The sequence below is a fragment of the uncultured Sphingomonas sp. genome (assembly GCF_964243315.1).
Lineage (GTDB): Bacteria > Pseudomonadota > Alphaproteobacteria > Sphingomonadales > Sphingomonadaceae > Sphingomonas.
Genome location: NZ_CAXTEM010000067.1, coordinates 1 through 13,409, shown reverse-complemented (window position 1 = coordinate 13,409; position 13,409 = coordinate 1). Strand labels below are relative to the sequence as shown.

Sequence of the window (13,409 nt, the reverse complement as noted above, 5' to 3'; positions counted from 1 at the left end):
AGGTCGCGGTGAAGGCGTCGGACCTGTTCCTCGCGGTCGCCGCCTATCAGCAGCTTGCGGAAGTGGTGGATTGTCCGCTGCATCTCGGCATCACCGAGGCAGGCGGCTTCGTCGGCGGCACCGTCAAGTCTGCGATCGGGATGGGGAGCCTGCTCTGGTACGGGATCGGCGACACCATTCGCGTGTCGCTGTCCGCCGAGCCGGAAGAGGAGGTCCGCGTCGGGTTCGAGATCCTGAAGGCGCTCGGCATCCGCAACCGCGGCGTCCGCGTGGTGTCCTGCCCGAGTTGCGCGCGGCAGGGCTTCGACGTGATCCGCACCGTCCAGGCGCTGGAAGAACGGCTCCAGCATATCCGCACGCCGATGTCGCTCAGCGTGCTCGGCTGCGTCGTCAACGGACCGGGCGAAGCGCGCGAGACCGATATCGGGATCACCGGCGGCGGCAACGGCAAGCACATGGTGTATCTGTCGGGGGTCACCGATCACCATGTCCAGGATGCGGGCATGGTCGACCACATCGTGTCGTTGGTGGAGGCCAAGGCGCGCGAGATCGAGGCGGCGGACGAGGCTGCGAAGGTGGCCGCGGAGTAGGGGCTGACGGGGCGCCGACTTCCCCGACGCAGATCCATCATCCCGGACCAAATCGGTCACAATTTCCTTCACCCGTGTAGGCGGATCGTTGCGGTCTCTACTCGACCCCAATTGTGCTCCCGCGAAGGCGGGAGCCCAGTACTGGGTCTCCGCCTTCGCGGGGACACAAGGGGCGGCTCGCTGAGCCCAGCTTGATCCGAGGTGGCGGGTGAGGGTCGGGAGGTCCCGCCCACCAAGTCAGCGCTGCCATGTCCGGCCTAGCACACCCCCCAGCTTCACCTCCGCCGCATCTGCTCGTAAGCATCGCGGATGCGCACCCCGTCCCCCGCCTTTGCCTTCGCGGTCGCCGCGCTCGGGATCGGGCTGTTCTCGATCATGGATGCGTTCATGAAGTCGCTGGTGCTGGCGATCGGCGTCTACAACGCCTTGTTCTGGCGGGTGATGGTGTCGGCGGGGCTGGGGGCGATCGCGTGGCGGGCGGGGCATGACGGGCTGCCGTCGCGGCGCACGCTCAGGATCCACCTGTTTCGCGGCACGGTAACCGCGGTGATGGCGCTGCTGTTCTTCTGGGGGCTGGCGCGAGTGCCGATGGCGCAGGCGATCACGCTCGCCTACATCGCGCCGATCCTCGCGCTGCTGTTCGCCGCGATGGCGCTGGGTGAGCGGGTCGGCCGGCGGGTGATCCTCGCCTCGATCCTCGCCTTCGTCGGGGTGTTCGTGATCCTCGCCGGGCAGTCGCGTGCCGCCCCCGTGCCCGGCGCCTTCGAAGGTGCGCTGGCGATCCTCGCCTCGGCGGTGCTGTACGCGGTCAACCTCGTCATTGCGCGCGTACAGTCGCAGGCGGCACGGCCGGGCGAGATCGCGTTCTTCCAGTCGACGACGGTCGTCGTGCTGCTCGCGGTCGCCGCGCCGTGGCTGGCGGCGGTCCCGGCGGCGGACCAATGGCCGCAGATCGTAATCGCTGCGGTGCTGGGGACGAGTTCGCTGTGGCTGCTCGGCTGGGCCTATGCACATGGCGAGACCGGCTATCTGGCGACGACCGAATATACCTCGTTCCTCTATGCCGCGCTGCTCGGCTGGGCGGTGTTCGGGGAGCGGGTGTCGATGTTCACTGTGATCGGCGCGGCGGTGATCGTCGGCGCGTGCCTTTATGCCGCACGGCGTGGCGATGTCCCGCAACCCGCGCTACCGGCGGCGTCATGACCCAAATCCGTCCCGCCACGCCAGCCGACGTCGCCACGATCCTCGGCTTCATCCGCGACCTCGCCGCCTTCGAGCGCGAGCCCGATGCGGTGGAAGCGACCGAGGAGAGCCTCACCGCCGCCCTGTTCGGCGCGCACCCGGCCGCGGAGGCGGTGATCGCCGAGGATGAGATTGCTGAGAACGGGGAGCCGCTGGGCTTCGCGATCTTCTTCCACAATTTCTCGACCTGGACGGGCAAGCGCGGGCTGTATCTCGAGGATCTGTACGTCACCCCGGCCGCTCGCGGGCGCGGGGTCGGCACCGCGCTGTTGCGCCACCTCGCGCGGATCGCGGTCGTTCGCGGCTGCGCGCGGTTCGAATGGTCGGTGCTGGACTGGAACGAACCCGCGATCCGCTTCTACCGCGCGATGGGCGCGGTCGGGCAGGAAGAATGGACCGTGCAGCGCGTCAGCGGCGAGGCGCTGGTGCGATTGGCGGGCGCGGAGTAGGGGGCGGGGGAGGCTTGATCCTCACCAACAGTTTCGTCACGGCGGAACGCCGCGGTGTTCATGCCTCCCGGCCTGTACCCCCTATGTGTCCCCGCGAAGGCGGGGACCCAGTACTGGGCTCCCGCCTTCGCGGGAGCACAAGGATGGCTGGGCGGTTCCAGCGCCGCCCAGACGATCAACGCCCCGGAACGTCGTGGTCGTGGGGTTCTTCGCCCTCTTCCTTGGCCTGGTTGTAGCGCTCGATCGCCTCGATCGTGATGCGGCGTGCTTCGTCGGCATCGCCCCAGACGCCGACGCGGACCCACTTCTTCTTTTCGAGGTCCTTGTAGTGGGTGAAGAAGTGCTCGATCTGCTCGAACACAATCTCCGGCACGTCGGCGCGGCCATCGACGTTCGCGTAATAGGGGAACACCTCGTTGACCGGCACGCAGACCAGCTTCTCGTCGCCGCCGGCTTCGTCTTCGAGGTTCAGCACCGCGATCGGGCGGGCGCGGACGACGCAGCCCGGGATGAACGGCGAGCGCGCGATCACCAGCGCGTCGAGCGGATCGCCGTCGGGCGACAGCGTGTGGGGGACGAAGCCGTAATTGGCGGGGTAGCGCATCGGTGTGTGCAGGATGCGGTCGACGAACAACGCGCCCGATGCCTTGTCGAATTCGTACTTTACCGGCTCGCCACCGGTCGGCACCTCGATGATGACGTTGAGGTCTTCCGGCGGGTTCTTTCCGGTCGGGATGAGGTCGATACGCATGAAGCCAGCGGTCCTTACAGTCGAGTGCGTGCCGCGATCACCGCGGCGTCAGAAGTTTGTCCAGGCCACCCTCTCCGGCACCCGTCTTTTCGAGGCGCGGATAGCGGGGCCCGCCGTGATAGTCGATGGCGAGATCGCGGAAACGCGTACCGTTCTTGACCAATAGGCGGATCGGATCCTTGCTGTCCTTCGCGGCGACGATTGCGGCCTTCAGCCGGTCGGGGGTGAACGCCTCGCCATTGACCGCCTGGATCTGGGTGCCGACGTCGATCCCCGCCTTGAACGCGGGCGACTCCCAGATCGATGCGGTGACCTCCGCGTCCTTGTTGATCACTAAGCCGATCGAGAAGCTGACGTCGGTGCGGGTCTTCTCGAGGTTCTTGGCATAGGGGCTCGGCTCGGCAAGGTAGACTAGCTTGTAGCCGTTCATCGCGAAGCCCTGGATCGGCGCGGGCTGCCCGGTTTCGGTCAGGCGCCTGGTAAGGAAGCTCGCCCAGTCGTAGGGAACGATGCCGTTCAGCGTCGCCGCGACATCGGCGAAGGTGTAGGTCAGTTCGCCATAATCGCCGTCGCGCATCCCGAAGAAGGCGCGGGCGAAATCGTCGATCGACTTGGTGCCGCCTGATTTCTGGCGGAGCATCGCGTCGACCTCCATCCAGACCATCAGGCCCTCGTTGTAATAATCCTCGCTGCGCTGCCAGCTGGTCCAGCCCTTCGGCCGGCGCTGCGAGATCGTCGGATCGTTGGTGGTGTCGAGCAGGTTGCGCCACTGGCGCGCGGGCGCGGTGTCGTACAGCCCGAGGATCGTCGCATAGCCGTCGAGCGTGTCCTGCTTCGACACCAGCCCCGACCGCGCCTGGAGCACATAGCCCCAGAATTGGGTCTGGCCCTCGTACACCCACAGCAGCGAATCGCGCATAGGGGTGCGGTAGTCGGGCGTCCAAAGGTCGGCGCCGCGGCGATACTTGCCGTCCCAGCTGTGCGCGAATTCATGCGGCAGCAGGTTGCGGGCCTGCGCATTCTGATCCCATTCGGTGAAGTAACCGGGCCGCGATCCGTTCTCCGAGCTGCGATGATGCTCCAGACCGATCCCGCCGAGCTGGTCGGTGAGCGACAGCAGGAATTCGTAATGGTCGTAATGCTGGGATCCGAAGGTCTTCACCGCCTGATCGACCAGCCGCTTGTGCGCGTCGATCTGCGCCGGGGTCGCCGCGAGCAGGTCGGGCGTGTCGGCGAAGACGTTGAGGTCGACCCTGGGGCTCAGCGGCCACACCTTGCCGTACCGCCCCGCGAGCACCGGCGAGTCCATCAGGATCTCGTAATTGCTGGCGTCGTAGCGATAGGTCGTGCCGGTCGCGGCGTTGCTCACCTTCGCGGGCAGCGCACCCGCCGCGGTCCAGCCCGCGGGGAAGGTCGCGGTCATCTGGATCGGAATGCGGCGGACGAAATAACCCGCCGGATAGAGGCTCATCGAGATCGGCTGCAGGCTGATCAGCGCAGGCGTCATCATGATCCGCCCCTGGTCGGCCTTGGTCGCCGACAGGAACTGGAACTCGACGTCCAGCCGCCGCACACCCGCGGGCACGTCGATGTGGAAGGCGGTGACGTCGACAGCATCGCGCGTCCAGGGCAGCACCCGGCCATTGCCCTTGATCACCAGCCCGGTCACCTTGTCGATCTGGCCGCTCGGCGAATGGCTGCCGGGGATCCACTTCGGATAGAGCAGCGCCATCGGCCCGTTCTTCGCGACCGGGATCGTCTCCTTGATCCGGAAGATGCCACGCTCGGTGTCGGTCGCGTCGATGTCGAGCTGGATCGTGCCAGGATAGGCGATGTCCTGCGCGGCGGGGATCGTGTCGACAAAGGGCACCGGCTGCGGTGCGCTGTTGCCGGCCGGAACCTGCACCAGCGCGGGCGCGGCAACCGACAGGAGAAGGGCGGCGACGGCAACGGTGCGGATCATGAGAAGCCTTTGGCAGGGAAAGTCATCATGCGGTGTAATCGGCCGAAAGGCCGCGCGTCCAGTGTCTTGCCAGAACGCCGACCGTCAGCCCCCGCCCAGCACATTGATCGTGAACGCGACGATCCCGAGGTTGAACACGAACGCAGCCAGCGAATGGCCGAGCACCACGCGGCGGATCCGGCGCGAGGTGATCGACACGTCCGACGTCTGGAAGGTCATGCCGAGCGTGGCGCTGAAATACAGGAAATCCCAATAATCGGGCTCGTCGCAGTCGGGGTATTCCAGCCCGCGCGCATCCTTGCCGCCGTCATCGGCGATGTAGAACAGATGCGCATAATGCAGCGCGTAGACCATGTTGGTGAACAGCCAGGCCAGCGCGAGGGTCGCGATCACCAGCGCGATCGCACCGCTGTCGTTGCGGCCCTTCAACTCGCCCGCCACCGCGGTGAGGATCGCGATCATCGTCGTCGCGGTGATCGCCAGCAACAATGCGCGATTGGCATCGTTGTCGCGCGCCGCGCGGCGCATATGCGCGACGTCGCCGTGTCGGAACAGCGTGATCAGAGAGACCAGGAACGCGGTCGCCGCGATGTCGAACGCCAGCATCGTCCCGCGCCCGGGGCCCGCCGACGGAACAAGCACCGCGAGCCCGATCACGAACAGCAACGCGAACAGAGCGAAGCGCGGCGGCGCGATGCGCTTGCCGATCCCCCAATAGCGTTGCTCGCTGGCCATCGTCGGGTGCTAGCGCTTGTCGTGCACCTCGCCTAGATACGCCCCCATATGGCCCGTATCGAAACGCCGCGCCGGGTGCGCGGAACCCAGGACATCTTCGGCGAAGATCAACGCCGCTTCGCGCACGTGCTCGACACGTTCGATCGCGTGCGTCGGCTCTACTGCTTCCAGCGCGTCGACCTGCCGGTGTTCGAGGCGACCGAGGTGTTCGCGCGATCGATCGGCGAGACCACCGACGTGGTGTCGAAGGAAATGTACACCTTCGACGACCGCGGCGGCGATTCGATCACGCTGCGCCCCGAGTTCACCGCCGGTATCGCGCGCGCCTTCCTGACCGAGGGATGGCAGCAATATGCGCCGCTGAAGCTTGCGACCAGTGGCGCGGTGTTCCGCTACGAACGCCCGCAAAAGGGTCGCTATCGCCAGTTCCACCAGATCGATGCCGAGATCCTCGGCGCGCCCGAGCCCGCGGCGGATGTCGAGCTGCTGGTGCTGGCCGATCAGTTGCTGCACGAGCTGGGCATCGCCGACGGAGTGACCCTGCAGCTCAACACGCTGGGCGACGCGGCGACGCGCGAGGCGTGGCGCGCCGGACTGGTCGCGCATTTCGAAGCGCATCGGGAGGAGTTGTCGGAGGACAGCCTGCTGCGGCTCGACAAGAACCCGATGCGCATCCTCGACTCCAAGGACCCGCGCGACCGGCCGATCGCGGACTCGGCGCCCGATATCGACGCGTATCTGACCGACGCGGCGCGGGCGTTCTTCGATGCGGTGACGAACGGGCTCGACGCGGCGGGCGTGGCGTGGACGCGCAACGCACGGCTGGTGCGCGGGCTCGATTATTACCGGCACACCGCGTTCGAGTTCGTGACCGACCGGCTTGGCGCGCAGGGCACGGTGCTGGCCGGCGGCCGCTATGATGGGCTGGTGGAGTCGCTCGGTGGCGCGCCGACCGCGGGCGTGGGCTGGGCCGCGGGTGTCGAGCGGCTGGCGATGCTGGTGGCGGAGCCGGAAGCGGCGACGATCGATGCTGTGATCGTGCCGATGGGCGCTGCCGCCGAGACGCGTGCGCAAGGCCTGGTCGCCGAGCTCCGTCGTGGGGGTGTCGCGGTGGACATGGCGTACAAGGGCAAGATGAAACAGCGGCTCGCCAAGGCGCACGCGCTGGGCGCACGATCCGCGATCATCATCGGCGACGACGAGATCGCTGCCGGTGCCGTCGCAGTGAAGAATCTAGCAAGCGGCGACCAGCGCCAGGTGACCTTTGCCGACCTCGCCGAGGCCCTACGATGAGCGCCCGTAAATTCCTCCCCGTGCCGGGGAGGAATTCGTGACCACCATTTCTCCCGACCGCATCGCCCAGATCGAGGCGCGGCGCGACGAGTTGCAGGCGCAGATGGCGACCGGCGACTTGCCGTCGGATCGCTTCGTCGCGGTGTCGAAGGAATATGCCGAGCTCGAGCCCGTCGCCCAGGCTGCGGGCCTCGTGCGGCGGCTGCGCGCCGAGGCGGACAGCCTCACTTATATGGCAGGCGATGCCGACGACGAACTCCGCGCGATGGCGGAGGAGGAGCTGCGCGAGAACAAGGCGGCGCTCGAGACCGCGAACCGCAAGCTCGCGCTCGCGCTGCTGCCGCGCGACGCTGCCGATGAGCGCTCCGCGATGCTCGAGGTGCGGGCTGGCACCGGCGGCGACGAAGCCGCGCTGTTCGCGGGCGACCTGTTCCGCATGTACCAGCGCTATGCCGAGGCGCAGGGCTGGCGGGTCGAGATGATCTCGTCCTCGGCCTCCGACGCCGGCGGCTTCAAGGAAGTCGTCGCCAGCGTCACCGGGCAGGGCGTATTCGCCAAGCTGAAGTTCGAGAGCGGCGTCCACCGGGTTCAGCGCGTGCCGGTGACCGAGGCGGGCGGCCGGATCCACACCTCGGCGGCGACCGTTGCGGTGCTGCCCGAGGCGGAGGATGTCGACGTCAAGATCGACGACAAGGATTTGCGCATCGACATCTACCGGTCGTCGGGACCGGGGGGGCAGTCGGTCAACACTACCGACTCCGCGGTGCGCATCGTCCACATCCCGAGCGGCCTCGTGGTCATCCAGCAGGATGAGAAGTCGCAGCACAAGAACAAGGCCAAGGCGATGAAGGTGCTGCGCACGCGTCTGTACGAGGCCGAGCGCGAGCGGCTCCACGCCGAGCGGGCCGGCGCGCGCAAGTCGATGGTCGGATCGGGCGATCGATCGGAGCGGATCCGGACGTATAACTTTCCGCAGGGGCGGGTAACCGATCACCGCATCAACCTGACGCTCCACCGCCTCCCCGAGATCCTGGTCGGCGAAATGGACGACCTGATCGGCGCGCTGATCGCCCAGGACGAAGCGGAGCGCTTGGCGACGCTGGATGCGTGAGGGGAGTGGGGGTGAAGCGCCCGTGCTCCTGCGCACGCAGGGGCGCAGGGGCGCAGGGTTACGATGCGCACCGTTTGTGGCTCTGGGCTCCTGCGTTCTCAGGAGCACGGAAGTGGGCGCGGCGGCCGCCTACCCCACCCATTTCCGTCATCTCGGCGAACGCCGGGATGCATGGAAGCGGTGCGGGCGGCGTTGGCGCACTCCATCAGCCGCGCGCGTCCATGGGTCCCGGCGTCCGCCGGGATGACGAAATCGAGGTGGGCGGCATGCGCAAGCGATGCTCATTGTAACCCTAGGCTCCTGCGTGCGCAGGAGAACGGGAGCAGGTGCCCCGTCCTGCCAGTTTGCGGCCGCATACCCCACCTACCTCCGTCATCCCGGCGCACGCCGGGACCCATGGAAGCGGTGCGGGCGGTGTTGGCGGCCTACATCAGCCGCGGGCGTCCGTGGGTCCCGGCGTTCGCCGGGATGACGGAGAGGGGGTGGGCGGCACCTTCAGTCGCTCGCGCGTCGTGACAGCCGCCGCCCCCGCAGCGCCGACAATCCCAGCCGCGCTTGCCGCCGCAGCCGCGCGGTTCGCTTTCTCCGCCACGCCGCGCCTCGATGCCGAGCTGCTGATGGCCCACGCGCTCGGCGTCGATCGCAACGCGCTGCTGCTCAACCCTGACCGCGCCGTCCCGCCGGGCTTCGCTGCGCTGGTCGAGCGTCGCGCCGCGCACGAGCCGATCGCCTACATCACCGGCACCCGCGGCTTCTGGAGCATCGATCTGGCGGTGGGGCCCGGGGCGCTGGTGCCACGCGCCGACAGCGAGACGCTGATCGAGGCGGCAATCGCGCATTTCGCGGGCCGGCCGCCGAACCGCATCCTCGATCTAGGCACCGGGCCGGGCACCCTGCTGCTCGCCGCGCTGGCGGAATGGCCGGAGGCGACGGGTCTCGGCATCGACGCGTCCGCCGACGCGCTAACCTACGCTCGGCACAACGCGGCGGCGCTCGGCGTCGAGGCGCGTGCCGCCTTCGCGCTCGGCAATTGGGGTGAAGGCATCGCCGAACGCTTCGATCTCGTCCTCGCCAATCCACCCTATGTCGCAACCGGCGATCAGCTGCCCGCCGAGGTGCGCGACTATGAACCCGCGGCCGCGTTGTTCGCGGGCGCCGACGGCCTCGACGACTACCGCCTCCTCGCGCCCCAGCTCGCCGCGCTGATCGCACCGGGCGGTGCCGCGGTGATCGAGATCGGCGCCGACCAGGGCGCGGCGGTGACCGCCTTGCTCGCCGCCGCGGGACTGCGGGCGCGGACATTTCGCGATCTCGGCGGGCGCGACCGCTGCCTTGTCGCCACGACTTGATTCGGAACAGCGGCGATCCAATATTTTGCTTGTGGTGCATGCGCTCCCACCGCTATTGGCATGCCGGGGCACGCATTTTCGACAGATAGTGTTGGATCGGGCGTTGGCTCGCACCCTTCGTCATGAAACCGCTGCAGTCCGGCGGCCGTGGCAGGCTCCATCGATACGCCAGGCGTATGATGCGATGCCCGAAGGTTGCACCGTGTGACCGGGAGCAAGGCCAGTTTTGGTTTTGAGTACAAGGACAGAAGATTGATCAACAATCGGCAGCAGAACGGCCGCCGCCGCGGTCGTGGCGGTAACAATCCCGGTGGCGGCAACGCTCCGCGTCAGGGCGGCGGCGGTCAGGGCCGATCGGACAACGGCAATCGCATCGACAGTCGCGCGCGCGGCAACGCCAGCCAGCTGTACGAGAAGTACAAGAATCTGGCGAGCGACTCGCAGCGCCAGGGCGATAGGGTCAATACCGAATATTACCTCCAGTTCGCGGATCATTATTTCCGCGTGCTCGCCGACCAGCGTGGTCGCGTCGAGGAAAACCAGCCGCGCCGCCAGCAGCGCGACGAGTTCGACGGCGACAATGACGACTTCTACGGTGACGAGGGCGAACCGGTCCGCGCCGGCGAGCAGCAGCAACCCCAGCAGCAACAGCCGTCGCAGCAATATCAGAACGACGACGGGCAGGGCGATCGCCAGGGCAATTATCGGCGCGAGCGTCCCGAGCGTGCGGACCGGAACGATCGCCAGGATCGTGGTGGCAACGGTGGCGATCGCCAGTCGACTGGCCAGGACCGCAATGGCAACGCGCAGGATCGCGGCGGCCAGGAGCGTGCCGGTCAGGATCGCGGTGGTCAGGATCGCAACGGCAATGTGAGCGGCGATCGTGGCGAGAACGAACAGTCGCGCCCGCCGCGCAACTGGGAGCCTCGCGTCGAACGCGAAGGTCGTCCCGACCGCGAAGCGCGCCCCGATCGCGACCAGCAGCCGCGGCGTGCGCGCCCGGATCGCGATCAGCAGGCCGGCACCCCACCGCGTCGCGAGGTTGAGCAGCCACAACAGCTCGACGCCTTCGCCTCCACCGAGCAAGCGGCGCCCGAGCAGGCCGCGACCGAGCAGGCCGAAGCACCGCGCCGCCGCGGTCGTCCGCGCCGCGAGCCGGTCGCGGAGGTCGCAGCGCAGCCAGAGGCGAGCGGCAACGGCTTCGAGGCGGATCGCCTGCCGCCGTCGCTCGGCATCTCGGCAGCTGCCAACGATGCGGATGGCGAGACGCCCAAGCCGCGCCGCCGCCGCGCCGCGCCGCGCGCGACGGACGTTCCTACCGCGGCGGAATAAGCGCGCCCGACGATCGGGCTTTACGATAAGGGGGGGCCGGTCCTGCGGGGCCGGCCCTTTTTCGTGTCAGTCGATCCGCTCGACATCCTCGTCATGACCGCTGCCCGAGCTGAGAAAGATCAGGCCCATCAGCAGCCCCGCGAGCATCACCGATCCGCCGACTCCGCCGATCACCGCGAGCATCGTCACCAGGTGCAACGGCCCGTAGAAATGCGCGAGGATCACGATCACGCCGGCGACGCAGATCGCGGCGGCCAGGATCATCCATGCCATGATCGCGCGGAACCGACCCCACGCGAACGCGGCGTATTCGGGATCGCTCAGGCCTTGCGGACGATCGGACATGCTTTGCCTTAGGCGCGCAAACATGATCTTCTCAAGCAGCGAAGAACGATAACGAGGAGAGTCTGTCATGACGATCGCGGCAATCCTGCGTGGCAAGGGCGACGCGGTGATATCAATCGGGCCGAATGCGAGCGTCGCCGACGCGGTCGCGCTGCTCGCCGAAAAGGGCATCGGTGCGCTACCGGTGATGACCGCGGACGAGGTCGTCGGCATCTTTTCCGAACGCGACGTCATCCACGCGCTCGCCGCGGGCGGCACGGCGGCGCTCGATCGCACGGTCGGCGACGTGATGACGAGTCCGGTCGAGAGCATCGGCCCGCGCGATCCCGCGATCGGCGCGCTGTCGCTGATGACCCAGCGACGCATCCGACATCTGCCGGTGGTGGAGGCTGGCCGGGTGGTCGGCTTCGTGTCGATCGGCGACCTCGTCAAATACCGAATCGACCGGATCGAGGCGGATGCCGCGGCATTGCGCGATTACATTCAGTCGGCCTGAGCTCGCCTCAAACGAATCACCGCGAGCGAGTCGCGCACCGTCGCGGGCGCGAACACCATCAGCCACGCGGCATAGGCGACTGCTCCGACGACCACGAGCGCCGCGAATCGCGCATGCAGCTCTAGGGGCGGCAGCGTCAGATCGGCGACGCGGACGACCAGCCCCATCGCCAGCGAGGCGAGTACGGCAGGCGCCACCGCGGCGGCGAGATCGCTCAGCCGCACCCCGATTACCGGCAGCGACCGCCATGTGCTTGCCGCGAGGTACAGCGGATAGCCGACGATCCACGCATAGCCGAGCCCCGCCGGACCCCCGCGCACCCCGACGAGGAAGCACATCGCCAGGATCGCCGCCCCCGCGGCGCCGTTGCGTACCCCGATGCCCGGCCGGTTCTTGGCGTCGCAGGCGGGAGTGTACAGCACGTTGAGCGTCATGAACGGCATCGCCAGTGCGAGCAGCCGCACCACCGGTGCCATTTCATGCCACTTCTCGCCGAGCGCGATCAGCACCAGCGGCTCCGCGGTCGCGGCGAGCCCGACATAGAAGGGCATCGCAACGAGCATCACGATCCCGGCGGCGCGGACGAAGGCGTGTGCCACCGCGGCCTCGTCATGCTGGATGCGCGCATAGGCACTGAACGCGACCTCGTTGAGCGGCGGCACGAACTTGGCGACGAAGATCTGGGTAAGGAACAGGCTCGTCGTGTAGATGCCGAGCTCATGCGCGCTGAAGTGGCGGCCGGCGATGAACACGTCGGCCTGGCTCTGCAGGAACCAGAACAACTGCCCCGCCGCCAGCACCCCACCGAATCGCGCGATCTGCCCGCTACCGCGGAAATCGAAGCTCGGCCACATCAGCGAGCGCGCACTCCAGGTCATCATCCCCCCCCGCACCGCCAATAGCATCAGCGGCGCCGCAACCAGGGTCCAAACGCCGAAGCCGAGCAGCGCGCCGGCCAACGCGGTCGATGCGCCAGCGAAGGATGCGGCGATGTTGGCGCGGGCCTGATGACGAAAGTCCATCGCCCGACTCAACAGCGCGCCGGGGAGAGCGATGAAGGGGGTGGTAAGATAGAGAAGCGACTGCACCCGCAGCAACGGCACGACCTCGTCATGCCGGTAATAGGCCGCCGCGAACGGGGCGGCCAGGAACTGGGTGACCGCAAGCATCGCGTTCAGCGCCAGCAGCATGCCGAACAACTGCCGGATCTCCGCCTTGGTCACCGTGGGTTGCTGGATCAGCGCGCTAGCCAGTCCCGTGCCGTTGAGCATGTTGAGGAAGACCATCATCACGCTGGTCATCGCGAACAGCCCGTAATCCTGCGGATCGAGTATGCGGATTACCAGGAAAGTCGCTGCCCATTGTACCGATTGTGCCAGGATCTGGCTGGCCGACCGCCAGATCACCGCTCGACGCACCTGTTCGCCGAACGAGTCGGGCGACAGGGGGGGAGAGATCGGCTTGGACATCGACCGGCGGGATACCAGCAGGGCCTTCACAACCGGTGAACCCCAGCTTTTCCGCGGGCTCCGCGCAAACTGAAAGAAAAATGCAAAAAAGCATTTGACGATGTTGGAACCCTAACCTAAATGGGTGTCACCGCAGCGATGGACCAAACGGTTCGCTTCTACGGTCACCAAATAGCAGGCGCTAGGGTCCACCCCCGAAAGAGGGTATACCACGGCGTCGGCGTTTTGCGCTCTTTGACATTGTTGATTTAGATGAAGGGACATGTGGGCGGCGGCTTGCGGTC

Annotated in this window: 13 protein-coding genes; 8 read left to right on the top strand and 5 right to left on the bottom strand. The window is 67.4% G+C overall.

Annotation, left to right across the window (positions count from 1 at the left end; all coding sequences use genetic code 11):
- The 3 genes from ACFE77_RS14310 to ACFE77_RS14300 form a co-directional block, all read left to right on the top strand.
- Nucleotides 1–590: flavodoxin-dependent (E)-4-hydroxy-3-methylbut-2-enyl-diphosphate synthase (locus ACFE77_RS14310; protein WP_375422322.1), on the top strand; the 590-nt coding region annotated here is incomplete at its 5' end.
- Between the two features lie 309 nt (nucleotides 591–899).
- The gene (locus ACFE77_RS14305) at nucleotides 900–1,793 is read left to right on the top strand and encodes a DMT family transporter (RefSeq protein ID WP_375422321.1); all 894 of its coding nucleotides are present in this window, start codon (nucleotides 900–902) and stop codon (nucleotides 1,791–1,793) included.
- On the top strand, nucleotides 1,790–2,281 hold the full coding sequence (locus ACFE77_RS14300; RefSeq protein ID WP_375422320.1) for a GNAT family N-acetyltransferase: 492 nt from the start codon (nucleotides 1,790–1,792) through the stop codon (nucleotides 2,279–2,281). Before ACFE77_RS14305 ends, ACFE77_RS14300 begins: the two co-directional genes overlap by 4 nt.
- Before the next feature lie 175 nt (nucleotides 2,282–2,456).
- Here the strand turns inward: ACFE77_RS14300 and ppa are convergent, their stop codons facing one another.
- The 3 genes from ppa to ACFE77_RS14285 form a co-directional block, all read right to left on the bottom strand.
- Nucleotides 2,457–3,032: an inorganic diphosphatase gene (gene ppa, locus ACFE77_RS14295; protein WP_375422319.1), complete on the bottom strand. Its 576-nt coding sequence runs from the start codon at nucleotides 3,030–3,032 to the stop codon at nucleotides 2,457–2,459.
- 37 nt (nucleotides 3,033–3,069) lie between these two features.
- A complete protein-coding gene (locus tag ACFE77_RS14290) occupies nucleotides 3,070–4,995 on the bottom strand; it encodes a M61 family metallopeptidase (protein WP_375422318.1) in 1,926 nt (641 codons plus the stop codon).
- 84 nt (nucleotides 4,996–5,079) lie between these two features.
- Nucleotides 5,080–5,730 (bottom strand): DUF1345 domain-containing protein, encoded by a 651-nt coding sequence (locus tag ACFE77_RS14285; RefSeq protein ID WP_375422317.1) that lies wholly within the window; start codon nucleotides 5,728–5,730, stop codon nucleotides 5,080–5,082.
- Between the two features lie 48 nt (nucleotides 5,731–5,778).
- On the opposite strand from ACFE77_RS14285, the gene hisS reads away from it, so the two are divergent.
- The 4 genes from hisS to ACFE77_RS14265 all read left to right on the top strand — a co-directional run bounded on the left by hisS (nucleotide 5,779) and on the right by ACFE77_RS14265 (nucleotide 10,815).
- On the top strand, nucleotides 5,779–7,023 hold the full coding sequence (hisS, locus tag ACFE77_RS14280) for a histidine--tRNA ligase (RefSeq protein WP_375422316.1): 1,245 nt from the start codon (nucleotides 5,779–5,781) through the stop codon (nucleotides 7,021–7,023).
- Between the two features lie 37 nt (nucleotides 7,024–7,060).
- Nucleotides 7,061–8,134, top strand: a complete 1,074-nt coding sequence (gene prfA, locus ACFE77_RS14275) for a peptide chain release factor 1 (RefSeq protein WP_375422315.1) — start codon at nucleotides 7,061–7,063, stop codon at nucleotides 8,132–8,134.
- Nucleotides 8,135–8,646: 512 nt separating this feature from the next.
- Nucleotides 8,647–9,483, top strand: coding sequence for a peptide chain release factor N(5)-glutamine methyltransferase (prmC, locus tag ACFE77_RS14270; RefSeq protein WP_375422314.1), 837 nt, complete (start codon nucleotides 8,647–8,649; stop codon nucleotides 9,481–9,483).
- Between the two features lie 252 nt (nucleotides 9,484–9,735).
- Nucleotides 9,736–10,815 (top strand): DUF4167 domain-containing protein, encoded by a 1,080-nt coding sequence (locus tag ACFE77_RS14265; protein ID WP_375422313.1) that lies wholly within the window; start codon nucleotides 9,736–9,738, stop codon nucleotides 10,813–10,815.
- Between the two features lie 66 nt (nucleotides 10,816–10,881).
- On the opposite strand, the gene ACFE77_RS14260 is transcribed toward ACFE77_RS14265, so the two are convergent.
- The gene (locus ACFE77_RS14260) at nucleotides 10,882–11,160 is read right to left on the bottom strand and encodes a hypothetical protein (RefSeq protein WP_375422312.1); all 279 of its coding nucleotides are present in this window, start codon (nucleotides 11,158–11,160) and stop codon (nucleotides 10,882–10,884) included.
- A gap of 67 nt (nucleotides 11,161–11,227) precedes the next feature.
- Here ACFE77_RS14260 and ACFE77_RS14255 point away from each other — a divergent pair, with 67 nt between their 5' ends.
- Nucleotides 11,228–11,656, top strand: a complete 429-nt coding sequence (locus ACFE77_RS14255; protein WP_375422311.1) for a CBS domain-containing protein — start codon at nucleotides 11,228–11,230, stop codon at nucleotides 11,654–11,656.
- Here ACFE77_RS14255 and ACFE77_RS14250 read toward each other — a convergent pair.
- A complete protein-coding gene (locus ACFE77_RS14250) occupies nucleotides 11,644–13,125 on the bottom strand; it encodes a lipopolysaccharide biosynthesis protein (RefSeq protein ID WP_375422310.1) in 1,482 nt (493 codons plus the stop codon). The genes ACFE77_RS14255 and ACFE77_RS14250 overlap by 13 nt on opposite strands.
- Nucleotides 13,126–13,409 lie beyond the last annotated feature (284 nt).